This window comes from Nocardiopsis sp. CNT312 (genome assembly GCF_000515115.1).
Lineage (GTDB): Bacteria > Actinomycetota > Actinomycetes > Streptosporangiales > Streptosporangiaceae > Nocardiopsis.
In genome coordinates, this window is sequence record NZ_AZXF01000005.1 from 257,251 (window position 1) to 281,172 (window position 23,922).

A 23,922-nucleotide genomic window follows, 5' to 3' on the forward strand; every position below is an offset into this window, starting at 1 on the left:
GGGGCTCACCCTTAACGACCTGGAACAACGCAGCGCTTTATCTTCTTGTGATATCGGCTGTGTGGCCTGACCTCAACCGTATCGCCCCGGGCTCTCGCACGCAGCCCTATAGGCTCGGCACCTGGCCGCTCGCCGCCCTGGCCGATAGACTCGGCTCGGGATTGCTTAGGTAAGCACGACGGAACCCCCGGTCTTATCGACTGGGGGTTCCGTCGTTTGTGCTACAGGTTGCGGTTCCGCGCTATGGACAGCAGGGCCACCCATTCAGAGTTGGGGAACGCCAGGTGCCCCGCCTCGCGGTTCTGGGTGTCGCGAACGGCTGCGCCACCGGGAAGTTCGGCGATCTCCACGCAGTTCTCCCCGCGTGCGCTGGAGTAGGACGACTTGCGGAATCGCAGGCGGGATGGGTCGGTAAACATGGTGTCCTCTACTCGATCAGGTCGTGCATGAACGCGCGAGAGGCATCGACGCTGAGCGCCTGGGAGTGCACGCGGTCATACAGCATCTCGTAATGCTCCAGAACAACGGGGTCCTCGGGGAACAGCCCTGACATGGACTGTTCCAGGTACACCGTGGACGGGTCTGATGGAAAGTCTAGGATCACGAACTGGCCGGTCATCGCGGCGTGAGGGCCAGTCGAGTAGGGGAGGATCTGGATCTGCACGCGCGCATCGGGTGTTTGAGCGTCCAGAAGCCTCTGGATCTGGCCAGGGAGTACGTCGGCGGGGACGCGGTGGAAAGCGGCCTCGTCGAGGATCACCCACAGTCGTGGACCGTCAGGGCCGATCAGGTTCTGGCGCATCATGCGTGCCTCGACCCGTCGCTCGATCTCGCGTTCGTCACTCACGCCTGCTCTGATCACAGCGCGGGCGTACTCCTCGGTCTGTAGCAGGCCGGGGATGTAGAACGCCTCGTAGGTGCGGAGCCGGATGGCTTCCGTCTCCAGGTCCACGTACATGCCCGCGCCCAGGACATCGGAGTAGTTCACCCACCATCCCGTTTGTGATGCCTCGGTGGCGGTCTGCACATAGGACGCGCGCTCGGCCTTGTCCGTCACCTCGTAGACGTCGAGCAGGGTGAGCACATCGTCGGTGTGGAAGCGCTTCCAGTCGCGGTTCTCAAGACGCGTGATCTTGGCGGCGGACCACGGGCGGTCGGGGCGGAGCTTCTTGGCTGCCTTCGCAGCGGCCTCCACGGTCAGGCCGCTTTTCGCCCGAAGCAGGTCGAACTGGCGTGAGAGGCGCCTGCGTCGCAGCGTGGGGCTCGCTGACAAGAGGTCCGCGCTCCTTCGGTTGGAGGGTCGTCCTGGTGTCGATCCTACGCTCCGTGCATGAAAATCCGACATTCCTCGCACCATTCACATCAGTCGACTATTCCAAGAGAATCTTATTATTCACCTTGCTTGGATATTGCAGATTCGACTGCGATGGGTCAGCATGGAGTCACCTAAGCGATCCCGCCGGACCTCCCATCCGGCACGACCCCTGGAGGTGTGCGCTTTGCGCTACCTGCACCCGTCCGCCCTAGCGCTGGTCCGTCACCGCGCCGCCGAGCGTCTGTCCCGCCGCCGATGCCGCTCCTCCCGCGTGCGGCTCTACGTCTCCCACCCGGCGGGCGACCTCGCGCCGCTGGCGCTGGCGGTCCGTCTCCTGCTCGACCGGGGGGCGGCCGCATGATCGACATCACCACCGACGACCTGCTCGCCGCCGTACGCGACGCCCTGGACGTGTCCCCGCCCGGCGGAGCCGACGGCCACCTGCCCTACCTCGAACTGGTCCGCGACCGGGGCGCGGTGGCCTGCCGCGCCCTGGGCTACGCCGCCGCGAGCGGCGACCTGGTCGGCGCGCTGGACATGGTCGACGGCGCGCTCTCACGCCTGCCGGTGGCCTACGCCACCAGCCCCCGACCCTCCGGGAAGCCGCAGCCCGCGACGGAGCAGACCGCGCGTTCCATCCAGCGGGTGGTCTGACATGAACCACGTGTGCGACATCGCCGAGCTGCCCACCCTGGCCGANCTCNCNGCCTGGGCGCGCGGNCACGGGGCNGNNCTGCGCTACCTGGGACCCAACCTGGAGGGGCGCGCGGTCTACGCCGCCACCCGCGGCCACCTCACCCGGGTGGCGGTCACCGACCGCCCCGACCCGCACCGGCCGCCGCTGGTGTGGACCTCGCCCCTGGAACACCTGGGNAAGGNGNNGGCNACGTGACCGCCCTGGAACACGCCCTGGACCAGATCCAGCGCGGGGCGTGGGTGCTCACCACCCGCACCGCCGACGACGGCACGGTGACCTACGTGGCCCACCGCCCGCCCGGCTGGGCGGGCCCGGGCGATGCCTTCGAGGAGATCACCGCACCCGACACCGCCACACTCCGCGCCCGACTCGCCCAGCGCTGCCGTCACGGCACCTGACAAGCCGCTCCGACCCCGGGCACTCCCCCGCCCGGGGCCGGAGCCCACACGCCGACCCCTGCACCAGTGCAGGGGTCAACCCCATACCCGAGTGCGCGGGGAGCAGGCCGGTACTGCTCGCGTGCTGGTGCGTCCTCGGCGGGGGGCACCCCTCGCCGAGGCGGGGGCGGCCCCGTCCTGTGGCGGACCGCCGCGCCCGTCCGGACACGGTGAGGACCGGACACGGTGCCCGGTTCGGGACCAAGGAGGCCGAAGCCCGGGCCGACCGTCCCGCCCCGGGCTTCGGGCACGTCGGCACGCGAAGGCCCCGGACCGCCGGAGAGAGCGACGATGGTCCTTTTAACGCATGAAATCCCTTCTCTCCGCACTTGAATGCACATTCACCCATCAAGCCTCTCATTCTTCAATGAAACCCCCATGTTTTTTGTTAGAAAAAACGAAAAGTCACGAAATCTCTGCGATTCCCCCGTGACCCACCTAGGGTTCATGGCATCCGTAGAGGCCGTTTGTGGGCCGGAACCGTTCAGCCGCGGGCCGACGCCAGTCGCTCGTTTCTTCCTTTGAGGAGCCGAGGTGCTCACCATCGACCAGGAGATGCAGGAGATGCTCCAGACCCCTGGAGTGTGCAGTGTCTGTCTCGTCGACTGGCGGACGGGCGGCACCGTGGCCCGCGCTGGGGCCGAGGACCGGACCACGGACTCGGTAGCACTCCTCCGGGCCATCGACAACGGTCCTCTCTACGACGCTGAGGCAGTGGAGGACCTGGTCGTCACCGACGGCGGCCACTATCTGCTGCTCGCCGTTCTGAAGGGCTCTGACCTCTGTGTTCAGGTGCGGATGGAGCGCAGTCGGGGGCACCTCGGCTTCGCTCTGCGACAACTGCGCGGGTTGGCGGGCACGGCCCGCCTGCCACCGGCCCGCCGCGACCGCGGGCGCGCCGCGGTGCGCCCCGCGGCCACCGTCGACCGGGCGCTGCTCGAACGCGTGCTGGGAGGCCTCAGATCGCTCTCGGTCGATCGGCCGAGGACCGGAGCGGTGATCGCGTGAGCGGTTTCCGGTTCCACTTGCGGCCGACCGTGCGCCGCTGGATGGCGCAGCGCCCCGCTCTGCGCCGAACCACACCGAATAGGGAGAAGGACATGCCGAATATCGAAACCGGTTTGAAGGACATGATGTCGATCGAAGGCGCTCTCGGAGCCGCCGTCGTCGATTACGGAAGCGGAATGGCTCTGGGAACCCTCAGCGCCACGAGCTCGCTCGACCTCAACGTGGCCGCGGCCGGGAACACAGAAGTGGTCAGGGCCAAGATGAGGACCATGGACCAACTGGGGATCAACGAGACCCTTGAGGACATCCTCATCACCCTCTCCAACCAGTACCACGTCATCCGCCCCCTCACCGACCGCAAGGGGCAGGGACTGTTCCTGTACCTGGCGCTGGACCGGTCCCGGAGCAACCTCGCCTTGGCCCGCCACCGTCTCAAGGGCATCGAGGAGGCTCTGGAGGTCTGATCCGACCCACCGCGCTCAGCTTCCGCTCGGTCACACACGCCGGATCGTCGAGCACGGCGCGGACCACCGGGTGGGCGGCGCCGAGCAGCGGGCCCTCCGCCGAGCCGGGGGGCCGAGACCGGGCGGTCCCGGCCCCCCGGTCCGGCGGGAGGGCTCCTCCCCCAACGGGGGCACCACCCGGGGGGCCAGGGTCGCAAGCTCGCCGCCCACGACCACCGCCCGTGGGTCCAGCAGGTTCACCGCTCCCGCGAGCGCGGTGCCGAGAGCGCTCCCGGCACCGCGCAGGTCTCGGAGCGCGGTCCTTCCTCCGCGGTCCCCACGGGTCGCGCTCCGCTCCCGGGCCTTCACCCAGCTCACAGGCTTCACCGTCTCCAAGGCGCACGGGGCCGGTGTCCCGGCCGTGTGCGCGGATCCCGTGTACTCCCTGCCGCGAGTGCACCGGGTGCGGGCGCCCCGACTGCCTCAACCGGGTCTCCCGAGCCGAGTTCGCAGACTGGGGGAGTGCGGGGCCGCCGCCCACGCCGAGCGGAACGCTTCCCGTGTCCTGGCCCGTCCTGGCGAGAACGCGCGGACCGCGGGGCGGGAGTCACGCGTTCCCGCCGCCCCGTAGGGGTGTCCGGACGGAGGGGCCCGCCCGGCAGCCGGTCGGGCGCTGCCGCCCGTGAGGACCGGATCAAGGTGACTCGAGGAGCGGCCCCAGCAGTTCGTAGGCCTCCTCCAGGCGGGCGGAGACGTCCTCCGGTCCACCGGAGAGCCGCATGGCGGCGAGCTCGCAGGCCGTGGCGGTCTGGGCGGCGACCACCGCGGCCGCCTCGACAACGCCCCTCTCCATCAGCGCGTCGGCCATCCGGTCCGCCCGGCGCTGCTGGAGGAGCAGGTGGCGCGACCGCAGTTCGGGACTCTCCCTCATCAGCCGGGACAGCACAGCCGCGTGGGTGTAGGGCTGGTCGGCGGGGGGCCGGGCCGCCGCGCCGGCCTCCCTCAGCAGGGAGAGGGCGGCGGACAGGTCGTCGCCGGCCGGGAGCGGCGACTTCTCGCGGATGTGGGCGCACACGCGGTCCACCTCGTCCGCGGTGTCGGCGAACACCACCTGTTGTTTGTCGCCAAAGTAGCGAAAGAAGGTGGTTCGCCCCACTTCGGCGTGTTCGGCGATCGCCGCGACAGTAACGTTGTCGAATCCGTGCTCAGCGAAAAGCCGGAAGGCGGCCGAGACGATCGCGGCCCTGGCCTTGCGCCGTTTGCGGGCGTGGAGTGTATCCGGAGGGTGGTGCATGGGCGACCCTATCGAGTGGAAACCCGGCTTTCCATGAGACGTGGGACCATAAGGACCCTAGTCCCGAAACGCTTCACAGGAAGCCGGGCAGCGGGAAGTCTGTGGCCGTGAACTTCAGGGGCACGGGTGCTTCGAGCACGGCCAAGGGCTCGAAGCACCCGTGCTACGTGTTGAGGCGGAATTGTATTGCAGGACCGCTGAGCGATGGCAACCGCCTCCACGGAGGAAGACGGTGCTCTACGCGTGTATCGCCTCCCTGGCGGTGTTATGCCGCCGAACGGTGCTCCTTTTCCCGCCCGGTGGATTCCGCCGACCGAAAGCGTCGGGCGAATCCGACTCCCGGGCCCCCGAACCCCCACCCCGCACCACCGCCCCGGAACGCCGCACCACCGTGCCACGGTGGTGACCGTTCACACCACTGGCGGATTCCACGGCGTACCTCCTGCGTCGGTGCCCGCGAGGGGCTGCTCACCGTGCGATCGCGGGACCGCCGCTCCTGGGACGTGCGCGGTCCGCACCGCCTCGACACCGGTCGGCACGCCGAGACGGACCCGGTGCACACGGTCGGGGCCGACCCGCGTGCGGGCCTCGTCCTCACCGGGGGCGAGGCCGGGCCCTACCACTGGGCGGGGGCGTAGTCCTTCAGAAAGCAGCCGTGCAGGTCCTCGCCCAGCTCGCCGCGGACGATCGGGTCGTACACGCGCGCCGCGCCGTCCTCCAGGTCCAGCGGCGCGTGGAAGCCCTCCCCGGCGATGCGCTCCTTGTCCGGGTGCGGGCGCTCGTCGGTGATCCATCCCGTGTCCACACTGGTCATGAGGATGCCGTCGGTCTCCAGCATCTCCTGGGAGCCGGTACGGGTGAGCATGTTCAATGCGGCCTTGGCCATGTTGGTGTGGGGGTGGCCGGGCCCCTTGTACCCGCGGCCGAACACGCCCTCCATCGCCGACACGTTGACGACGTAGGTGCGCCGGGCTGGGGAGGCGGCCAGCGCCGGGCGCAGCCGGTCCACGAGCAGGAACGGCGCGCTCACGTTGCAGAGCTGCACCTCCAGCATCTCCACCGGGTCGACCTCGCCGACCTTGCGCGTCCAGCTGTTGACGGGGGCCAGGTCCGGCACCAGCCCGCCCGCGTCGATGGCCGTGCCCTGCCGCACCCGCTCCATGGAGGCGGAGCCGGTGGTCAGCGCCAGCGAGGCGAGCATCTCCGGGGTGAAGCGCGCGCCGCCCGGCACCGGCCCCTCCCCGCCGGCCCCCTCCAGGGCCTGGGGCCGCACCCCGCCCAGGACCAGCGGCCGGGGCAGGCCCTCGCCGGTGAGCGGCAGCGCCTCGGCCTCCACCAGCGGCCCGTAGGAGCCCGGCGCGCGCTTGACGGTCTGCGCGGCGTTGTTGATGAGGATGTCCAGGTGCCCCTGCTCGGCCACGGAGTCGGCCAGCCGGAGCACCTGGGCGGGGTCGCGCAGGTCGATGCCGACCACCCGAAGGCGGTGCAGCCACCGGTCGCTGTCGGGCATGGCCGCGAACCGGCGCACGGCGTCCTTGGGGAAGCGGGTGGTGACCGTGGTGTGCGCGCCGTCGCGGAGCAGCCTCAGGGCGATGTACATCCCGATCTTGGCGCGGCCGCCGGTGAGCAGGGCCCGGCGGCCGGTCAGGTCGGTACGCGCGGCGCGGCGCCGCCTGTTGAGGTCCGCGCACGGCGGGCACATCTGGTGGTAAAAGGCGTCGACCTCGGTGTACTTCTGCTTGCAGACATAGCAGGGCCGGGGCCTGCGCAGGACTCCGGCCAGCGCTCCCGTCGCGGTACCGGCGAGAGCGCGGCCGTTGGTCTCGTCGTCGATCCGGTCCGGCGCTGCGGTGGCGGTGGCCGCCAGGACAGCGTCGTCGTGCGCCTTCTCCGCGGCCCTGCGCTCCCGGCGCCGGTGGGCCTTGAGGCTCTTGAAGAGCTTGGCGGTAGCCCGTTGCAGGGTGAGCGAGTCCGGATGCCTGCTCGGCAGCCCCTCTGCACGCTGGAGTACCTCCAGGCACACCCTCAGATGCTCCGGGTCGATCCCCGCCGTCTCCGTCGTCGTTTCCGTCACCGCTGGCTCCACCGCTGTCCTCGTGCGCCCCTGTGCGGGGCCAAGAGGAACCCTACGCGCACCCGGGGACCGCGATGGCTGGTCCCGCTACTCCTCCCAGGAGGGGTCAAACCGGGGGTGGCCCTTGTACACGGAGGCCAGGTACTTGAGGGCCAGCCGCCAGGCGAGCAGTTCCGCCCACGGGTCCCCGCCTCCGGGGGAGGGCCGGGAGGAGGGGTCGATGCTGCGCATGCTCTGGGAGTGCGCCCGGGTGTACCCCTGGACGATCCTGCGCTTGGCCGCCACTTCGGCCAGAGCCCGGTCCCGTCCCCGGGACCCCTCGGGAACGGCCTTGGACGCACGTTCATCCTCGTCCAACCGGGCGTTCAGGAACTCCACGATCGTCAACGGACGACCCCCTCCTGTCCACACTGTCCTATCTTCCCTATGTTCGGTTTAGTATCTGCGATAGGCCCGCATCGGGCCACACGCCGGATTCAGACGCACCCCTCGAACTGGGGAACGCTCGTGAGGACCTCCGGGTCGCCGTCGCCGAACCAGGTCTCCAGCAGCCCCTCGGCGGTGCCGTCCTGGTACATCTCGGTGATCGCCTTGTTGACCACTTCGCAGGCCCGCACGTCCCCGTGGGGCAGCCCGACACCGTACTTCTCCTGTGTGAACGGGCTGTTGACCAGGCGGAAAGCCTCGGGCTCCCGCGCGAGGAAACCCGCGAGGATCAGGTCGTCGGTGGACACCGCGTCCACCTCGCCCTCCCTCAGCGCGTCGACGCACGCGCTGTAGCTCGGCGCCTCCACGAGTTCGGCGCCGATACCCAGCCCCTCGGTGACCCGCGTCGACGAGTACGACCCCCGGGCCTGGCAGAGCCTGCGCCCCTCCAGATCGTGCACACCCTGGATGCCGGTGTCGTCTGCGGCCACCATCAGGTCCTGCTGGGCCACGTAGTAGGGACCGCCGAACGTCACCTCGGTCTTGCGCGCCTGGGTGATGGAGTAGGTCGCCACCACCATGTCCACCTCACCGCCGACGAGCACCTTCTCCCGCTCGGCGGAGGTGACCCCGGCCAGTTCCACCCGTTCCGGGGGGAAGCCCATCCGCTCCGCGAGGTAGTGGGCGACGTCCACGTCGAAGCCGGTGAGCTCACCGTCGGGCCCCTCCAGTCCCAGGCCGGGCTGGTCGTACTTGACCCCCACAGTGAGCGTCGCCCCGTCCAGGACCGACGGCGGCTCCGTGCCCAGCGCCGAGCAGGCCGACGCCCCCAGCGCCAGCACGATCGCCGAGGCCGCCGCCCCGCGTCCGCATCGCACTCCCATGCCCCTCTCCCCGTCTCTCGGACGGATCGGCGTTCCCGGCCTCACCGGTACTCCGCGAGCCGGGGCCGGACCCCCAGCAGGACCAGGCCGAGCAGGGCCAGGGATCCGGCCGTCGGCAGCCACGCCCACAGCGACAGCACCGCCTCTCCCCTCTCGATCCCCTCGTGGAACGCCTCCACGTGCAGTTCGGTCAGCCCGTCCAGCGCGCTCTGGCAGTCCGGGAAGGTGCCGTTCTCGGAGTCGGCGATCGCCATCCGCACCGCGATCGCCGTGTCCGTGTCACCGTCGCGGGCGGCCTCCCTGAGCGCACCGTCCTGTTCCTGGAGCCGGTCGTAGCACTCCAGGACCTCGGCCAGCGCGTCCTCGTGCTCCTGTCCCGGCAGGATCGCCTCCTGGGCGCGCTCCCCGAGGTAGCCGAGCGTGCCCGGGTCACCGTCCCCTTCCCGTCCCCCCGGCAGGTCCGGGTAGGCGGCGGCCACCTCGTCCACCCGCGCGTAGTAGGCATCGAGGTTCTCCGCGGGACGGAACAGGATCTGCTGGGCCCGCTCCAGGTACACCTGCTGGTAGGCGTCGGCCTGTCCGGGGTCGGCGAGGTAGCGGCTCTGATCCGCCTGCATGTCGGTGGCGAGCGCGCCGGCCCGTGCCAGCGCCATGGCGGCGTCCAGCCCCTCCTCCTTGGCGTCGTGCTGGTGCCCGCTGCCCGTGTTCAGGACGAGGACCACCCCGACGGTGAGGGCGACCGTCCCGGCCGTCGCCGCCAGGAGCGGTGGATTGAACCTGCGCCGGAACCGCGCGCGGAAGTAGAGCTGGAGTCCCGCCAGCGACGCGAGGGCCGCCGTGCCGGCCCCGCAGACCCACACCAGGCCCAGAGCGACGGAGCGCTGTCCGTCCCCGTGGTTGCGCCGCACGATGGCCGAGGAGTCCAGGCCCAGGTTGAACGCCTTGGGCAGCAGCTCGGTGTGCATCAGCCTGGTCGCGCGGCGGTACTCCGCCAGCGCCGCCGCGTCCACCTCCCCCGGGGGCGCCTCCGCCCGGTCGTTGGACAGGCGCGCCTGGGTGGCGAGGCGCTCGTAGTCCCCCATCCCGTCGAGGACCTCCTGGACGTTGCGCTCCTCCACGCTGTCGCCCTCAGTGAGTGAGGCCGCCTGGAGCAGCGCTTCGTTGGCGCGGTCGCGGCTGGACCCGTAGCGCTCCAGGGCGTCCTCGCGGCCGGAGCCCAGGTCGTGGCCGGTCCCCATGAGGAGCACGTCCGCCACCCGGGCGTCCATGTCGGCCAGGGCCAGGTAGAGGTCAGTGGTGGCCATCGCCCGCGGACCGGCGTCGCGGCCCAGGACGTACAGCCCGTCACGTGCCTGTCCCAGGGCCAGGGCCGAGGACGAGAAGAGTCCGGCGATCATGGCGAGGCACACTCCGGTCAGGGTCCACACCCGGAGCGGGGTCGAGGCACGGCGGCGCACCGGTACGCGCTCTCCGGTGCCGGGACGGGTCACCGGCGCTCATCCCCTCTGGATGGTGATGACGGTCCACGCTCCGACGTAGATCCTGTCGCTGTCATACAGGGGAACCTCCATGTTGCGGGGGATGGGGTCGGCGGTTCCGTTGATGGTGGTGCCGTTGGTCGAACCGGCGTCGAGCAGGGACCAGGTCCCTCCGAGCCGGGGCAGCAGGACCGCGTGTTCGTGGGAGACCGCGGGGTCGCCCTCGGGGCCTCCCAGGTCGATCTCCGGGGTGAGACCGCGCGACTTGCTACGCCGACCGATATGTACCCGTTCACCCCGAAGAGTGAGCCTACGCTGCGCACGCTGTACGGGATAGGCGATCTGGGCGGGGTCGATCATGCCCCGGTCGACCATGTACTGGTAGTAGGCCGGGTCGGGGGACACGATCGCGCGCCAGCGCGCATCGGCGAGGGCCCCGTCCAGGCCGGGTCGGCGCGGGTACCGGTCCTCAGACTGCGAGGCGAAATCGAACCCGCACTCCTCGCAGAACCGGCCGACCCGGGACGTACCGCAGTCCGGGCAGGGGCCGCCCCGGGGCCCGTCGGCGCACGGCTGCGACGCCGCCTGCGACTCGGTGTGCGGCGGAGCCGTCGACGGACCGTTCCAGGGCCGCGGGGCCGGAGGGGGCGGTGCGGCCTCCTGGAGGCGGAGGCCGCAGACGTCGCAGAAGTCGGGGGCGGCGGACACGTGCCCTGCGGGGCAACTGGGCATGGGGGGTCACTCCTACCCGAGGGCCCCGAAGCGGTGCCGTGTGCGACCGCCCCGGGGCCCGGGAAGCACTCAGTGTTCTCTGTCGCCGGGTCTGCCCCACCCCTCGGGGACGGGGACGACCACAACGGTGACGTTGTCCTTGCCACCGGCCGCGAGGGCGAGATCGACGTACCGGCGGGCGGTGCCCTCGGGTGCGGTGGCCGCTCCGGACACGGCGGCAGCCAGCTTCTCGGCCTCGGGGTAGTAGTTCCACAGGCCGTCGCTGCACAGGACCACAGCTCCGGGGCCGGAGGGCGTGACGGTGGAGATATGCGCGTCGACCTTGCCGGAGTCGGCACCCATCCAGGCGACGAGGGCGTGAGCGTTGGCCGAACGCATCGCCTCCTCTCGGGAGAGCACCCCGGCCTCCACCATGGCCTCACTCCAGGAGTCGTCCTTGGTGAGCAGTGCGGAGGCGCTGGAGCCGGGACCGTCGGAGACCCAGTAGGCGCGGCTGTCGCCGACCCATCCGACCGTGACCTCTCCGGTGTCGGGGCACACCACCGCCGAGACGAAGGTGCAGGCGGGCGCGGAACCGGGTGACTCCGCGATCGCGGCGACGGCCTGGGCTGCCTCGATCATCGCCGCGCCGGTCGCCTCCCTCGGGTCCTCACCCCGGCGGACGCGTTCGGCGAGGACTTCGGCACCCGTCTCGGCGGTCACCCTGGACGCCTCGTCGGAGCGGGGGGAGCTGGACACCCCGTCGCAGACCACAGCGACCACCGTGCCGGTGTCCAGGACCCGGAGCGCCATGGCGTCCTCGTTGCGCTTGTGCCGCAGCCCCCGGTCGCTGACGCCGACCGCGCCGGGGACGCGCACGGCGACGTGGTCGCGTCCGGTGGGCTGGAGGCGCTCGCAGGCACCGCAGTAGCCGTCCCGCACCCGGCCCGGACACCACACGCACGTGGCGGGGTCGGCCGGGGCGGCGGAGGCACCGTCCGTGGGGCCGCGCCAGAGGTCGCGGGTCACCATGGCGTCCTCGTCACGGCCGGAGGCCCCACCGGCCAGGCTCACCTGCGGCGCGGTGGGGGCGCCCTCGTCCGGCGCCAGCCCCGGACGGTCCCCCGCTGCGTCTCCGACCGAGCCCGACAGGCTCACCTGCGGTGCGGTGATCGCCGTGCTGGAACGCTCGGCGGGGACGTCCCGGATCTCGCCCGGAAGGGTGCGTCCGCACCCTTCGCAGAAGGCGTCGCCAGCGGCCACCCTGTCGGAGCACGCGGGGCAGGTGCGCACCTTGGTCATCGCGGTTCCCTCGTTCCTCACAGCAGTGTCACGGGGCGTAGGGAGTTGGCCTTGTCTATGAGCTCGTGGCGCTCCCGTACCGTGTCGGCACGGTGCGCCAGGGCCCGGTAGCGGCGCTCCAGGTTGCTACGTACCCCGTCCTCGGTCGGTGGAGCGCCCAGGACCTCCTCGCCCCCCGGGGCTCGGCCGCCCGGGCCGAGCCAGGAGAGGAGGCTCTCCAGCACTCTGACCCCCAGGCGGTCGGAGGTCTCGGCGTCCAGTCCGAGCCGTTCCAGCCGTCGGCCCGCCTCCAGGAAGTCCCCGACCTCCGTGGCGGGGTGCCGGGCGGCGAGGACGGATACGAGTGCCGTCTGGGCGTGAACGTACATGCTGGACAGTTCGGGCACCGTGTCCAAGACGGCGATCGCGGCGGCCCGGTCGCCCTGCGCGAGGCGGATGCGCGCCAGTCCGAACGCGGCGCTGACGAAGGAGTGGTCGGTGCCCCACACCGTCCGGTACTGGTCGGCGGCGGTCCTGTGGTCACCGGTCCGCTCGGTGGCGATGGCCAGGCCGAGCTTGGGGGCGCTCTCCCCGGGCAGGTGGTCGTAGAGCCGGTCGAAGTGGTCGGCCGCCTCGTGGAAGCGGCCGGTGCCGAGTTCGGCGACGGCGAGGTGCCACATGGTGCGCCAGTCGCCGGGGACTCGCTCGCTGAACCGCTGAAGGGCGTCCATGGCCTCGCCGAAACGGCCCGCGGTGATCAGTGCCCGGCACAGCGCGAGCAGGGTCTCGGGGGTCGGGGAGGCCATCCCCAGCAGGGCGTGGACCAGCTCGTCCGAGGACAGCGCGGAGAAGCCGCGCAGGTGCTGGGCTGCCGGGTCCCCGGGGTCGATCAGCGGGGTGGGCAGAAGCGCGGCCGCCTCGGTGGGCGAGGGCGGGACCAGCATGAGGTCGGCGTCACGGGCGCTCGTGCCCACGGTGTGGTTCTCCCCGCCGAACAGCGTCGAGGGGGCGGGGTGGGGCGCACCCCTGATCTCGGACAGGACCTCGCGCAGGACTCCGGTGAGCTGGTCGGCCATGTCGCCCGCGTCGTGGAAACGCAGTTCGGGTTCGAGGTGGGTGCTCCGGCGCAGCAGCCGGTCGAAGGACTCGTGGCGCTGGAGCAGCGGCACGGACGATCGGGGCGGAAGGGCGTACTGATACGTGCGCACGGCGTCGAACCGGAAGGCGAGCACGGCCAGGCTCCGTCCCACCGAGTACAGGTCGGAGCTGACGGAGGGGCCGGGGCCGCGCAGCTCCTCCTCCGGGACGCGGTATCCGGGCGTGGTGTACACCGGGCTCCCGGTGTCGTCCACCCGGCGCACGCCGCCCAGGTCGATGAGCGTGATCTGCTCCTCGCCCTGGATGACGTTGTCCGGCTTGAAGTCGCAGTAGAGCAGCCCCTTGGAGTGCAGGTAGCCCAGGGCCCGCAGGCCCTCCAGGCCGTAGGCGATGACCTGGTCCAGTGGGAGGACCCCCCGTCCGGCGGCGGTCTCCCCGGCTTCGGTCAGCAACTGGCGCAGCGACCTCCCGCCGACGTACTCCATGACGATGTGGCCGACGGGGACGCCGGTGCGCGGATCGGGGTACTGGGAGAAGTTGATGATCTTGACGATGTTGGGGTGCTCGACCTCGGACAGGAACGCCCGCTCTGCGGCGGCCGCCCTGTGCGCCTCGGCGTCACCGACGTTGAGCAGGCCCTTGAGCACCACCCACCGGTCGTTGACGTTGCGGTCCCTCGCCAGGTAGATCCAGCCGAGTCCGCCGTGGGCCAGGCAGCCGAGCACCTCGTACTGTCCGCCGACCATGTCCCCTGGGGCAAGCCTGGGGGTGAAGGAGAAGGAAGTCCCGCAGGCGGTGCAGTAGCCCTCGGCCCGTCCCGGCCGGTCGCCCCGCGACCGGCCCACCTTCTCCCCGCAGTTGCCGCAGAACCGGTTCCTCTCCGCGACCACGGGCTCGGACAGGACCGCCTCGGAGGGCTCCCGGTAGGGGACAGCCGGCATCTCGACCATCCCCAGGCCGAGCATGCCGCGCATGGAGCGCGTCGGGGATCGGCCCGGGACGGAGGCCCCGCCCCGGACCCCCCCGTTCCCGGTCGGCGCTCCGGGGCCGGAGCGGCCGGAGATCCGAACGTCGCCGGAGGAGATCGGGTGGGAGCGGACGGGGTCGGGTCCGGCCGGGCCGGAGGAGAGCCACTGCCTAACGACGGCGTCGTGGGCGGAGCGCCCACGGCCTCCGGGAGGGGGAAGGCCGACGGCGGGACGTCCGCACACACCACAGACCCCGTCCTCGACCGGGCCGCCGCAGCCCGGCGCAGTGCACATCGTCATCTGACCACACCACCGCCATCGCTTTCCCCGTCCGATGCCACCGGACCGAGGATGGTTCTGCCTTCGGGGGAAGTGGGTTCCGCCAGTTCCCGGAGCCTGCGCAGGTACGCGGACAGGGTCTCGGTGGCCGCGGGCAGGTCACACGGTGTGCTCCACAGCTCCCAGTGCGCCTCGCCGTGCAGCCCGGCGAGGCGGCCGTCGTCGGCGCACCCGGCCCGGACGGCACGGGAGCGGTAGGCGTCCAGGCGACCGCGGAGCCGCGCCCTGCTCTCCAGGAGACCGGTGAGGGCGGCCTCCCGTTCGCGGGCGGTGTCCGTCGCCTCATGGATGTCCCGCTGAAGTTCTCCCAACCGGGTGCCGAGGTCGCGCCAGCGCCCGGCGTCGCGCAGGCGATCCAGGTCCGCGACGGCCGCGCGCAGGTCGGGCACGGGATCGGGGACGTCGGGGGCGGCTGGGCGGGAGATCCTCGCCACGACCGTGGCCCGCAGACCGCGGGCCCGGCTCAGGACCACCGCCACGTCGTCGACCGCGTAGCGCAGGCGGGTGACGTTCTCGTCGTAGGAGTCGCGCATGCGCAGGGCGTCGCGCAGTTCCCCGCGGGTGCGTTCGAGCCGTCCGCGCAGGCGCTCCAGTGCGGAGGTGTCCACACGCCCGTCGTCCACGAGGGAGAGGGGATCGAACCGCACCACCTCGGCCTGGTGGAAGACGGCGGCCCCGAGCGGGTCGTACTCGGTCCTGTCGAGTCCGACCATGTCGGCGAGGGTGCCGATGTCGTTCCACACGGCGTCGAGCTCGGCGATCCGGGGGCCGAGGGCGTCCCAGGCGGTCTCCACCGCGGAGACGGTCTCGGTGACCACCGAGTAGCGGGCACAGATCCGGGCGACGGCCTCGGCGAAGGTGATCGGGCCCAGCGGTGCCTCCACGGACGGCCCGTCGAGGAGGCGGCCGATCTCGGTCCGGCTCTCAAGATCCCCGGTGGCGCGCAGTCCGGTGGCGTGGTCGACGACCTCCCGGAGGGCGGAGGTGAGGTCCCGTAGGCCGTGGACGTGCTCCTCCACGGCCTCCCAGCGTTCGCGGGTGCGTCCGGCCAGGTCAGTGGCCCTGGGCATCCGGTGGACGATACGGCGGTCCAGGTCCGCGAGGTCGAGGGTGATCCGGTCGGCCTCACCTCGCACCCGGTTGAGTGCGTGGTCGATGCCCTCCCAGCTCATCGGGGTGCTCTCCGCCCCGTGTGCGCCGCCCACCTTCCCCGCACTCCCCCTGTCGCACACCCGTGTCCGCGTTGCCCGCCGACGACCGGTGATCCGTTATCCGCTAGGACGAGTCTGGCGGGAGCGCTCCCAAACCACAAGGGAATGCCGGAGTTGCGGTCATGAGTGCTGTGAGGCGTGGCGTGTCCGGAAAACGGTCCGTGCGGGTGGCCGACCGGTCAGGCCGTGTCCTCGGGAAACTCTTCGGGGGGACGCGCCCGCCGTCCCGGCGCGCGGTGCCGGCCCCCTCCCCCGGGCTGCCGCTCCTCGGGGCCACCGGTTCCCGTGTCGGCGATCCCGGTGTCGACGGTGTCCGCGGCCCGTTCCCGGGCGTCGGTCCCCTGGCCGGAAGCACTGCGGAGCCGCAGACCGGCCACCACGAGCACCACGCCGAGGATGACCGCGTAGACCCCCACCGCCAGGAGGAGGACCTCGGCCCCCACCAGGGGCCAGAACCACAGCAGCAGACCGAACACGACGGACAGGGCACCGGCGAAGACCAGCAGCCACTCGGAGCTGATGTGAGCGCGCAGCCGCACGGCGGTGATGATCTCGAAGACCCCGGTGAGGACGGCCCAGAAGCCGATGACGAACACCAGGGCGACCAGCGCCGCCAACGGCCAGAGGAGCGCGACCAGGCCCAGGATGATGCCGAGCACCGCTCGCGCGGCCGTTCCCGTACGGGACCCGCGGGGTGCGCGGAGGGCCGCCGCGGCCAGGAAGCAGCCGTCGACCAGTGCGAAGGCACCAAAGACCACGGCCAGCGCCACCAGGGTCGGTCCTGGCCACAAAACCGCGAGCACGCCGAAGAGCACGGCGGCGGTCCCGCGCAGGACCATCAGCCACCAGTTCCGGCTCGTCTGCGCGAACAGGTCACCGGCGAGCACGTACCGGACCATCTCAGCCTCCCCGCACCCCGACTTCGTGGTCCCGTGATCACGGGACCACGGTGTGCGCTGACCCCAAGGTCGCACACCGACGGCCGACGGGGCACCAAGACAGGGGTAAAGGACGGTATACGCCGAACCCGCCCGGTCCCGGAACGGCGAACGCCCGCTCCCGGAGCCGGGAGCGGGCGTCGGCGGCGGGCGGTCAGCCCTGGCCGGGGTAGCGGCGCTCGCCGGAACCGATGTAGTGCTGACGCGGACGCGCGATCCGGAAGGCCGGGTCGTGCAGTTGCTCGCGGAAGTGGGCGATCCACCCGGGCAGTCGGCCCAGCGCGAACAACACGGTGAACATGTTGGTCGGGAAGCCCATGGTGCGGTAGATGACGCCGGTGTAGAAGTCGACGTTCGGGTAGAGCTTGCGCTCGGTGAAGTAGGGATCGGCGAGCGCGGCGGCCTCAAGCTTGAGAGCCAGGGAGAACAGCGCGTCGGGGTTCTCGTCGCGGTCGAGGATCTGGCTGGCCAGACCCTTGATCTCCTTGCTTCGCGGGTCGAAGTTCTTGTAGACGCGGTGTCCGAAGCCCATCAGGCGGACCTCACGGGCCTTCACCCGCTCCAGGAAGTCGCCGATGCTGGTGCCGGAGTCACGGATCTCCTCCAGCATCTCCAGCACGGCCTGGTTGGCCCCGCCGTGGGACGGGCCGGACAGGGCGTTGACGCCCGAGGCGATGCTCGCGTAGATGTCGGCCTGCGAGGAACCGACCACGCGCACGGTGGCGGTGGAGCAGTTCAGCTCGTGGTCGGCGTGCAGGATGAGCAGCAGGTCGACGGCCTTGCCGAACAGGTCTCCCAACTCACCGTCGGCGGCCTTGTCGCCGAAGGTCATCCGGATGAAGTTCTCGACGTAGTCGAGGGAGTCGTTCGGCCCGATCGGCTTCTCGCCGATGGAGTTGCGGTAGATGCGGGCCGCGATCGTCGGCAGCTTGGCCAACAGCCGGATCGTGGCGGTCTCCACCTGGTTCTCGTCGGACGGGTCGGCGCTGTCGGCGTAGTAGGCGGCGAGCGTGTTCACCGCGGCGGCCAACAGCGACATGGGGTGGCCCTGGCGGGGCATCGCGTCGATGAGGGTGTTCATCTCCGCCGGGATGTCGGCGTTCTCACGCAGCTTGTCGGAGAACTCCTTGAGCGCGCCCGGCTCCGGCAGTTCACCGTAGATCACCAGGTAGGCGACCTCAAGGAAGCTGCTGCCCACGGCGAGGTCCTCGATGGGATACCCGCGGTAGCGCAGGATGCCGGCGGCTCCGTCGATGTAGGTGATCTTCGAGCTGCACGAAGCGGTGTTGCCGAACCCCGGGTCCAGGGTGGTCATACCGGCCGAGCCCAGCAGGGTCTTCAGCTCGATGGTGCGCTCACCCTCGGTACCGGTGAACACCGGAAGTGTCAGAGTTCCGCCCTCGTAGTGGAGCTCTGCCGTGCGCTCTTTGTCGTCTTCGCTCATGCCCGAGGTCAACCTTTCCAGGCGGGGGATACGTGAGGTGCACGACACGGGGCGGTAGCCGCCGTGACCGTGTTCACTCGTTGGTGTTCTGTTTTGTTAAACGACGGTTAAGCAAAATCATATAAGTTTCACCGATTCACGAACAGGTGACATGCAACACATACCCAGGACGTGATAAGAATTACCGCAAGGTGAAGATTTACAAACTTTGCCGAACTCCGATTACTCCGTGATCTCCCTGGGAGGGGATCGACGGCACCGGGGTCACCCGTGCCGTGCGGCCTCTCCCAGCGGTCCCCCGAGCGCCCCGGCACCCGGCGCGGAGACGGGGCCGCGGACACCCCCACGCACGTGTACGAATGCCGCACGGTCCGCTGCGCCGGCGTGCACGCACGCGCTCTAGCGGCCTCTCCCAGAGTACCTTCGCCCTGATCACAGGGTTTGAGGCGGGGGCACCGGAGCCGGTGATCCTGCCCTCCGTACCTCACATCAATACCCGCGCCCCACAAGTCACGCACGGCGCGGCCCAGCCCACATGGACGCGGGCGAGGTAAGGAAAAGGGGACGGGAGGAAGCAGGCCGTACGGTTTCGGACGGGCGGCGGAAGCCGTCCGCGGGAGCAGGGCACCGCCGCCCATACGAATAGGGGCCGAACACGGCCGCGCCGTGTTCGGAAAGCGCACTATCCCTCGTCGACCCCGCCGGCCAGGAGCGGTTCCATGAACAGTTCGGGGTGGTCCCGCTCGATCACGCGCAGCCGCCACTTGTTGTGCACCAGCACCAGGAGTTCACCATCTCCGCGCCGCTTCAGCACCTCGGCCCCCGACAGCGCGTGCAGCGCGGGCGCGGACTCGGCGTCGGTGCGCCGCGCCACCGAGTAGTCCAGCGGGGAGGTCTCGATCGGTGACCGGAACTCCTGCTCCATTCGGGCCCTGACCACGTCGAACTGGAGCGGGCCCACCGCGGCCAGCACCGGGGCCTGCTCACCCCGCACGTCCGAGGACAGCACCTGCACCACGCCCTCGGCGTCCAACTGGGCGATCCCCCGCTGGAACTGCTTGTACTTGCCCGCGTCCAGGGCCCGCGCCACCACGAAGTGCTCCGGCGCGAAGCTCGGGATCGCCGGGAAGACGACCCTGGGACCGTCGTAGAGCGTGTCTCCCACCGCCAGGGCCTGGGCGTTGACCAGCGCGATCACGTCACCGGGGTAGGCGGCGTCGATGGTGGAGCGGTCCGCTCCGAAGACCGCCTGGGTGTACTTGGTCGCGAACGGGCGCCCCGTGGCCGCGTGGGTGAGCACCATCCCCCGGTCGAACCGGCCCGAGGAGATGCGCACGAACGCCATCCGGTCCCGGTGGTTCTTGTCCATGTTGGCCTGCATCTTGAACACCTGACCGGAGAACGGGGCGGCCACCGGGCGCGGCTCGTCCTTCTCGTCGGCCTTGGCCGCGGGTGCGGGGGCGAGCCCGACCACGGTCTCCAGCAGGTGGCCCACCCCGAAGTTGGGCAGAGCGGCGCCGAACAGCACCGGTGAGGACTCCCCCGCCAGGAACGAGGCCTCATCGTAGTCGGCGCCCAGCGCCTCCAGCAGTTCGATCTCCTCGACCGCCCGCTCCCACTCGGCCCCCTCGACCCGGGCGGCCTCCTCGTCCGAGAGCACCCGCTCCACGGCCTTGCTGGCACCACCCGGGGTACGGGTCATCTTGGTGTAGGTGCCGCTCGCGCGGTCGATCAGGCCTCGGAAGTCGCCCGCGATGCCCACGGGCCAGTTCAGCGGCGTGGGCCGCAGACCGATCCGCTGTTCGATCTCGTCCAGCAGCTCCAGCGGCTCGCGCCCGGGCCGGTCCCACTTGTTGACGAAGGTGATGACGGGCATCCGCCGCGCGCGGCACACGTCGAACAGCTTGAGCGTCTGCGGCTCCAGGCCCTTGGCCGAGTCCAGCAGCATGATCGCGCAGTCCACCGCGGAGAGCACACGGTAGGTGTCCTCGGAGAAGTCGGCGTGGCCGGGGGTGTCCAGCAGGTTGAGGACGCGGTCGTCGTAGTCGATGCGCAGCGCGGCGGAGGTGATGGAGATCCCGCGCTCCTGCTCCATCTGCATCCAGTCGGAGGTGACGCCCTTGCGGTCGCCCTTGCCGTGGACCGCTCCGGCCGAGGAGATCGCCGACGCGTGCAGGGCCAGCGCCTCGGTCAGCGTCGACTTGCCGGCGTCGGGGTGGGAGATGACCGCGAACGTACGGCGGCGCCCCGCCTCCCGAGCGACCTCGACCCCCTGCCGCGTCCCGGCCTCCTGGTCCACGCTCATCCGCCGCTTCCTCGCATCCCCGTCGCCGCCTGTTCACCGACGGGTCCAGCCTACGCGCGCCCGCGCGCGCCGAACACCGCGTCGCCGACACGGCGCAGCAGCTCCGCGCGGCCGGTGCCGCCCGGATAGACGGCGACGACCACGTTCCCGGCAGCCCCCTCCCCGGGCTCGGAGGCCGTCAGCAGGGGCCCCGCTGTGCGGCGCACGAGGTCCACCGCGGCGTCGAAGCGCTCCCACACCGCTTCGGGCTCCTGTCCGGGGCCGCGGAGCCAGGACCTGAGCACGTGGTTGTGCGCGGCGATGAGCGAGGCGGCGACCATGCCGGCCTCAAGGGAGTGCTCCCCGCCGGTCCCCGCCGCCAAATGGCGGGTGAACGCTGCCTGGTATCGGGCGGTCATGGCCACCTCCCGGTCACGCAGCCGCGTGTGGGCACGGACCAGGCGGTACCGGGGGACGGTGATCTCCGGGTCGCGCAGGTAGCCCTGGAGGACCAGGCGGGCGGCCGAGCACACCGCGTCCAGGGGTGCGTCGGGGGAGGCCTCCAAGAAGCGGGCGACGGTCGCGAAGAGTTCGTCGTGCTCGGCGAAGAGGATGTCCTCCTTCGAGCCGAACCGGCGGAAGAGGCTGCGGCGGCTGACCCCCGTGGCCGCGGCGATGCCCTCCATGGTGGTCGCCTCGAACCCGGCTTCCGTGAACAGCCGTACCGCCGCGAGCACGACCCCGCGTGTGTCCGTTCCGGCCATCGGGTCCCCCTCCGCCACGCGCGGTGAGACCAGGTGTCCCACTCGGTGACCCGAAGCTACCGTCCCCCGGTGTACTTCGGACGCTCCACCGCCTACTCTGACACTGGATGCCATACTAGGGCACGCAGTGCCAAACACCGGGGCGGCAGACACCGTGGAGAGGGAAGCGACATGAGCGACTTCGACCTGTTCAGGACCAGCGACGAGCACGAGGAGCTGCGCGAGGCCGTGCGCGCTGTCGCCGAGGACAAGATCGCGCCGCACGCCGCCGAGGTCGACGAGGCCTCCGCCTTCCCCCAGTCCGCCCACGACGCCCTGGTCGCCACGGACTTCCACGCCCCCCACATCGGGGAGGAGTACGGCGGTGCGGGCGCCGACGCGCTGGCCACCTGCATCGTCATCGAGGAGGTGGCCCGCGTGTGCGCCTCCTCCTCACTGATCCCCGCGGTCAACAAGCTCGGCACCATGCCGGTGATCCTCGGTGCCTCCGAGGAGGTCAAGCGGCGCTACCTGCCCGAGGTCGCCAGCGGCGCGGCGATGTTCTCCTACGGCCTGTCCGAGCGCGAGGCCGGCTCCGACACCGCCAGCATGCGCACCCAAGCGGTGGCCGACGGCGACGGCTGGATCCTCAACGGCCAGAAGTCGTGGATCACCAACGCCGGCGTCAGCGAGTACTACACGGTGCTGGCCGTGACCGACCCAGACGGTAAGCGCGGCGGCAACATCTCCGCGTTCGTCCTGCACAAGGACGACGCGGGCTTCACGTTCGGCGAGCCCGAGCGCAAGCTCGGTATCAAGGGCTCCCCCACGCGCGAACTGTTCTTCGACGACGTGCGCGTGCCCGGGGACCGCATCGTCGGCGCGCCCGGCGAGGGCCTCAAGCTCGCCCTGCGCACCCTCGACCACACCCGGGTCACCATCGGTGCCCAGGCCGTCGGCATCGCCCAGGGCGCCCTGGACCAGGCCGTGGCCTACGTCAAGGAGCGCAAGCAGTTCGGCAGGGCCATCGCCGACTTCCAGGGAGTGCAGTTCATGCTCGCCGACATGGCCATGAAGCTGGAGACCGCCCGCCAGATGGTCTACGTCGCCGCGGCCAAGTCCGAGCGGGGCGACGACGACCTGCCCTTCTACGGCGCCGCGGCCAAGTGCTACGCCTCCGACGCGGCCATGGAGATCACCACCGACGCCGTGCAGTTGCTGGGCGGTGCCGGTTACGTGAAGGACTTCCCGCTGGAGCGCATGATGCGCGACGCCAAGATCACCCAGATCTACGAGGGCACCAACCAGATCCAGCGCATGGTCATGGCCCGCCAGCTCCTCAAGTAGGCCCCCGGGCTCCCGCCCGCACGCGCCGGTGCCGGAACGGGGAACAGGCCCCCGGGTGACGTGCGCCCGGGGGGCCGCTCCATCAGACCGGCCTCGTAAGAAGGCTGCGGAGCTCCTCCAGGCTCAGACCGGGTTGGACCAGGACCGACCGTAGAGTGCCGCGCTTGATCTCCTCGTACAGGGGAACGATCACCGTTCTGCGGGCTTTGCGGAGCTTGGTGCGGTCCGCGCGTGGAGAGACGGTCGAACCCGACTTTCCCAAGGCACGCATGGCCTCACGGCCGGAGAGAACCGGAAAGTGCGGCCCCGTCAGGCGGGGACGCGGACGTCGGCGGGCACGGCCAGCGTCGAAAGCTCGGAGGCCTCCTCGTCCTCGAAGTACGGCCCAAGGGCCCCACGACGGTGGGCGACGGCCTCCTCCACCGCCCCCGGGAGGCGGCCCCGACCTCGACGGCTCTGGCCCACCTAACCGCCGAGTCCGGTGTCCGGGACGACCGTGGCGGTGAGGTGCAGCGTGCGCTCCACGGCCCTGGTCCGACCGGACCAGGCCGCGCAGAACCGGGATCGCGTCAGAGCGTGCACTCGCGGACGAACCGCGCCACCGGGATCGGGTCGCGGCCCAGCGCGGCGCGCACGTCCCCGGTGACCTCCGCGGCGCGGCCCGCGACGGCGGCGGCGAACCGCTCGTTGAGGGCGTCGACGTAGCGCTCACCCCAGCCCCGGTCGGTGGCCCGGAAGTAGAACCCCGCCTCGTCCACCGGCTTGAACCGCCACACCGGGCTCTCGGTGCCCCGGGTCATGCGCACCACCTGCTTGAACGTGAGCGCCTGCGGGCCGGTGAGCTCGTACTCCCGCCCGTGGTGCCCCTCCTCCAGGAGCGCGGCCACCGCGACGGAGGCCACATCCCTGGCATCGACGAAGCTGACCGCAGTCCCCTTCCTGACGGGGAGTTCGAGCTTGCCGCCGCGCCCCCGCGCCAACCGGGCGAAGACGCCCTCGGTGAAGTCCTGGTCCAACCAGTTGGGGCGCAGCACGGTCCACGTGTCGAACAGCTCCGCGGCCCTGCGCTCGGCCCGCGCGTACTCGGGGTCAGCGGAGAGCCCGCCCATCGCGGACACGAGGACGGCCCGGCCCACCCCCGCCTCGGCTGCCCGCTCCAGGAAGCCGACCACCCTGCCGCCCAGGCCCACCGGAACCACGGCGAAGACGCGCTCCGCCCCCTTGAGCGCGGCGTCCCAGTCAGAGGTGTCCGTCCAGTCCAAGTGCACACCTGAGGTCCGTGAGGCCCCTGTCACGGACAGGCCACGGCTGTGCAGCGCGGTCAGGACCAGCCGGCCCACGCAGCCGGTGGCTCCGGTGACGAGTGTGCTCATCGGGCAGGTCCCCCACGGTCGTTGCGCTCCGGGAAGCGCCTCCCCCGGTGTTACGGCGCCCCGCGAGCCCCCACGCTACCGACCGCCCGGCACCGCGCGTGACGGCTCCGAGGCCGGGGCACGGCTCAG

Annotated in this window: 26 protein-coding genes and 1 CRISPR repeat array (1 of these 27 only partly in view); of the genes, 8 read left to right on the top strand and 18 right to left on the bottom strand. The window is 71.0% G+C overall.

From position 1 onward, the window contains the following. Positions 1-9: direct repeats of the CRISPR family, unit length 29 nt; it begins 569 nt to the left of the window's first position. A gap of 212 nt (positions 10-221) precedes the next feature. Continuing rightward, on the bottom strand, positions 222-419 hold the full coding sequence (locus B042_RS0101345; RefSeq protein WP_028646710.1) for a DUF397 domain-containing protein: 198 nt from the start codon (positions 417-419) through the stop codon (positions 222-224). An 8-nt stretch (positions 420-427) separates the two neighbouring features. Further along, complete coding sequence (locus B042_RS0101350) at positions 428-1,273, bottom strand: DUF5753 domain-containing protein (protein WP_028646711.1); 846 nt, start codon at positions 1,271-1,273, stop codon at positions 428-430. A 217-nt stretch (positions 1,274-1,490) separates the two neighbouring features. Between B042_RS0101350 and B042_RS0101355 the strand changes: the two genes are divergently transcribed. From B042_RS0101355 to B042_RS0101380, 6 genes are all read left to right on the top strand, one after another. Beyond that, positions 1,491-1,676: a hypothetical protein gene (locus B042_RS0101355; RefSeq protein ID WP_036553535.1), complete on the top strand. Its 186-nt coding sequence runs from the start codon at positions 1,491-1,493 to the stop codon at positions 1,674-1,676. Next, positions 1,673-1,969: a hypothetical protein gene (locus B042_RS21620; RefSeq protein WP_036553536.1), complete on the top strand. Its 297-nt coding sequence runs from the start codon at positions 1,673-1,675 to the stop codon at positions 1,967-1,969. Before B042_RS0101355 ends, B042_RS21620 begins: the two co-directional genes overlap by 4 nt. Before the next feature lies 1 nt (position 1,970). Continuing rightward, positions 1,971-2,207 (top strand): hypothetical protein, encoded by a 237-nt coding sequence (locus B042_RS0101365; RefSeq protein WP_028646713.1) that lies wholly within the window; start codon positions 1,971-1,973, stop codon positions 2,205-2,207. After that, complete coding sequence (locus B042_RS0101370; protein ID WP_028646714.1) at positions 2,204-2,410, top strand: hypothetical protein; 207 nt, start codon at positions 2,204-2,206, stop codon at positions 2,408-2,410. The genes B042_RS0101365 and B042_RS0101370 overlap by 4 nt, the downstream gene beginning before the upstream one ends. A gap of 573 nt (positions 2,411-2,983) precedes the next feature. Beyond that, entirely contained in the window at positions 2,984-3,457 is a 474-nt protein-coding gene (locus B042_RS0101375) for a hypothetical protein (RefSeq protein ID WP_028646715.1), read from the top strand. Positions 3,458-3,549: 92 nt separating this feature from the next. Beyond that, entirely contained in the window at positions 3,550-3,921 is a 372-nt protein-coding gene (locus B042_RS0101380; RefSeq protein WP_028646716.1) for a hypothetical protein, read from the top strand. Positions 3,922-4,594: 673 nt separating this feature from the next. On the opposite strand, the gene B042_RS0101385 is transcribed toward B042_RS0101380, so the two are convergent. Further along, on the bottom strand, positions 4,595-5,194 hold the full coding sequence (locus B042_RS0101385) for a TetR/AcrR family transcriptional regulator (protein WP_028646717.1): 600 nt from the start codon (positions 5,192-5,194) through the stop codon (positions 4,595-4,597). Positions 5,195-5,667: 473 nt separating this feature from the next. Here B042_RS0101385 and B042_RS25490 point away from each other — a divergent pair, with 473 nt between their 5' ends. Then, positions 5,668-5,832 carry a hypothetical protein gene (locus B042_RS25490; protein WP_155988813.1) on the top strand — a complete coding sequence of 55 codons (165 nt, stop codon included), beginning with the start codon at positions 5,668-5,670 and terminating at the stop codon, positions 5,830-5,832. Here B042_RS25490 and B042_RS0101395 read toward each other — a convergent pair. The 12 genes from B042_RS0101395 to B042_RS0101450 form a co-directional block, all read right to left on the bottom strand. Then, positions 5,811-7,268 (bottom strand): SDR family oxidoreductase, encoded by a 1,458-nt coding sequence (locus B042_RS0101395; RefSeq protein WP_028646718.1) that lies wholly within the window; start codon positions 7,266-7,268, stop codon positions 5,811-5,813. The two genes, B042_RS25490 and B042_RS0101395, sit on opposite strands and share 22 nt — an antisense overlap. An 87-nt stretch (positions 7,269-7,355) precedes the next feature. Further along, on the bottom strand, positions 7,356-7,655 hold the full coding sequence (locus B042_RS0101400; protein ID WP_028646719.1) for a DUF6221 family protein: 300 nt from the start codon (positions 7,653-7,655) through the stop codon (positions 7,356-7,358). Positions 7,656-7,744: 89 nt separating this feature from the next. Beyond that, positions 7,745-8,578: a glutamate ABC transporter substrate-binding protein gene (locus B042_RS0101405; protein WP_028646720.1), complete on the bottom strand. Its 834-nt coding sequence runs from the start codon at positions 8,576-8,578 to the stop codon at positions 7,745-7,747. A gap of 41 nt (positions 8,579-8,619) precedes the next feature. Beyond that, positions 8,620-10,068 carry a hypothetical protein gene (locus B042_RS0101410; RefSeq protein ID WP_369797652.1) on the bottom strand — a complete coding sequence of 483 codons (1,449 nt, stop codon included), beginning with the start codon at positions 10,066-10,068 and terminating at the stop codon, positions 8,620-8,622. Positions 10,069-10,074: 6 nt separating this feature from the next. Beyond that, positions 10,075-10,788 (bottom strand): FHA domain-containing protein, encoded by a 714-nt coding sequence (locus tag B042_RS0101415; protein WP_028646722.1) that lies wholly within the window; start codon positions 10,786-10,788, stop codon positions 10,075-10,077. 69 nt (positions 10,789-10,857) lie between these two features. Then, a complete protein-coding gene (locus B042_RS0101420) occupies positions 10,858-12,069 on the bottom strand; it encodes a PP2C family serine/threonine-protein phosphatase (RefSeq protein ID WP_028646723.1) in 1,212 nt (403 codons plus the stop codon). A 17-nt stretch (positions 12,070-12,086) separates the two neighbouring features. Then, positions 12,087-14,414 carry a serine/threonine-protein kinase gene (locus B042_RS0101425; protein ID WP_028646724.1) on the bottom strand — a complete coding sequence of 776 codons (2,328 nt, stop codon included), beginning with the start codon at positions 14,412-14,414 and terminating at the stop codon, positions 12,087-12,089. After that, complete coding sequence (locus B042_RS0101430) at positions 14,411-15,625, bottom strand: hypothetical protein (protein WP_028646725.1); 1,215 nt, start codon at positions 15,623-15,625, stop codon at positions 14,411-14,413. The genes B042_RS0101425 and B042_RS0101430 overlap by 4 nt, the downstream gene beginning before the upstream one ends. Positions 15,626-15,843: 218 nt before the next feature. Then, positions 15,844-16,563 carry an HdeD family acid-resistance protein gene (locus B042_RS21625; RefSeq protein WP_051415389.1) on the bottom strand — a complete coding sequence of 240 codons (720 nt, stop codon included), beginning with the start codon at positions 16,561-16,563 and terminating at the stop codon, positions 15,844-15,846. Between the two features lie 193 nt (positions 16,564-16,756). After that, positions 16,757-18,046: a citrate synthase gene (locus tag B042_RS0101440; RefSeq protein ID WP_028646726.1), complete on the bottom strand. Its 1,290-nt coding sequence runs from the start codon at positions 18,044-18,046 to the stop codon at positions 16,757-16,759. Positions 18,047-18,728: 682 nt separating this feature from the next. Beyond that, positions 18,729-20,351, bottom strand: a complete 1,623-nt coding sequence (locus B042_RS0101445) for a peptide chain release factor 3 (RefSeq protein ID WP_028646727.1) — start codon at positions 20,349-20,351, stop codon at positions 18,729-18,731. Positions 20,352-20,401: 50 nt separating this feature from the next. Further along, positions 20,402-21,094 (bottom strand): TetR/AcrR family transcriptional regulator, encoded by a 693-nt coding sequence (locus B042_RS0101450; RefSeq protein ID WP_036553635.1) that lies wholly within the window; start codon positions 21,092-21,094, stop codon positions 20,402-20,404. Between the two features lie 171 nt (positions 21,095-21,265). On the opposite strand from B042_RS0101450, the gene B042_RS0101455 reads away from it, so the two are divergent. Beyond that, positions 21,266-22,420: an acyl-CoA dehydrogenase family protein gene (locus B042_RS0101455; protein WP_028646729.1), complete on the top strand. Its 1,155-nt coding sequence runs from the start codon at positions 21,266-21,268 to the stop codon at positions 22,418-22,420. Between the two features lie 82 nt (positions 22,421-22,502). Here B042_RS0101455 and B042_RS0101460 read toward each other — a convergent pair whose 3' ends face one another. From B042_RS0101460 to B042_RS0101465, 3 genes are all read right to left on the bottom strand, one after another. Then, positions 22,503-22,691: a hypothetical protein gene (locus tag B042_RS0101460; protein WP_051415390.1), complete on the bottom strand. Its 189-nt coding sequence runs from the start codon at positions 22,689-22,691 to the stop codon at positions 22,503-22,505. 38 nt (positions 22,692-22,729) lie between these two features. Next, positions 22,730-22,885, bottom strand: coding sequence for a hypothetical protein (locus tag B042_RS25495; RefSeq protein ID WP_155988815.1), 156 nt, complete (start codon positions 22,883-22,885; stop codon positions 22,730-22,732). A 104-nt stretch (positions 22,886-22,989) separates the two neighbouring features. Next, complete coding sequence (locus tag B042_RS0101465; RefSeq protein WP_028646731.1) at positions 22,990-23,793, bottom strand: NAD(P)H-binding protein; 804 nt, start codon at positions 23,791-23,793, stop codon at positions 22,990-22,992. Between the last annotated feature and the right edge of the window lie 129 nt (positions 23,794-23,922).

What these genes read in the sequence shown, in the direction of transcription:
- B042_RS0101430 (WP_028646725.1), bottom strand. Translation starts at nt 15,625, where the DNA reads ATGAGCTGGGAGGGCATCGACCACGCACTCAACCGGGTGCGAGGTGAG.
- B042_RS0101440 (WP_028646726.1), bottom strand. Translation starts at nt 18,046, where the DNA reads ATGAGCGAAGACGACAAAGAGCGCACGGCAGAGCTCCACTACGAGGGC.
- B042_RS0101405 (WP_028646720.1), bottom strand. Translation starts at nt 8,578, where the DNA reads ATGGGAGTGCGATGCGGACGCGGGGCGGCGGCCTCGGCGATCGTGCTG.
- B042_RS0101445 (WP_028646727.1), bottom strand. Translation starts at nt 20,351, where the DNA reads ATGAGCGTGGACCAGGAGGCCGGGACGCGGCAGGGGGTCGAGGTCGCT.
- B042_RS0101380 (WP_028646716.1), top strand. Translation starts at nt 3,550, where the DNA reads ATGCCGAATATCGAAACCGGTTTGAAGGACATGATGTCGATCGAAGGC.
- B042_RS0101345 (WP_028646710.1), bottom strand. Translation starts at nt 419, where the DNA reads ATGTTTACCGACCCATCCCGCCTGCGATTCCGCAAGTCGTCCTACTCC.
- B042_RS0101460 (WP_051415390.1), bottom strand. Translation starts at nt 22,691, where the DNA reads ATGCGTGCCTTGGGAAAGTCGGGTTCGACCGTCTCTCCACGCGCGGAC.
- B042_RS21625 (WP_051415389.1), bottom strand. Translation starts at nt 16,563, where the DNA reads ATGGTCCGGTACGTGCTCGCCGGTGACCTGTTCGCGCAGACGAGCCGG.
- B042_RS0101425 (WP_028646724.1), bottom strand. Translation starts at nt 14,414, where the DNA reads ATGACGATGTGCACTGCGCCGGGCTGCGGCGGCCCGGTCGAGGACGGG.
- B042_RS0101415 (WP_028646722.1), bottom strand. Translation starts at nt 10,788, where the DNA reads ATGCCCAGTTGCCCCGCAGGGCACGTGTCCGCCGCCCCCGACTTCTGC.
- B042_RS21620 (WP_036553536.1), top strand. Translation starts at nt 1,673, where the DNA reads ATGATCGACATCACCACCGACGACCTGCTCGCCGCCGTACGCGACGCC.
- B042_RS0101465 (WP_028646731.1), bottom strand. Translation starts at nt 23,793, where the DNA reads ATGAGCACACTCGTCACCGGAGCCACCGGCTGCGTGGGCCGGCTGGTC.
- B042_RS0101385 (WP_028646717.1), bottom strand. Translation starts at nt 5,194, where the DNA reads ATGCACCACCCTCCGGATACACTCCACGCCCGCAAACGGCGCAAGGCC.
- B042_RS0101420 (WP_028646723.1), bottom strand. Translation starts at nt 12,069, where the DNA reads ATGACCAAGGTGCGCACCTGCCCCGCGTGCTCCGACAGGGTGGCCGCT.
- B042_RS0101455 (WP_028646729.1), top strand. Translation starts at nt 21,266, where the DNA reads ATGAGCGACTTCGACCTGTTCAGGACCAGCGACGAGCACGAGGAGCTG.
- B042_RS0101450 (WP_036553635.1), bottom strand. Translation starts at nt 21,094, where the DNA reads ATGGCCGGAACGGACACACGCGGGGTCGTGCTCGCGGCGGTACGGCTG.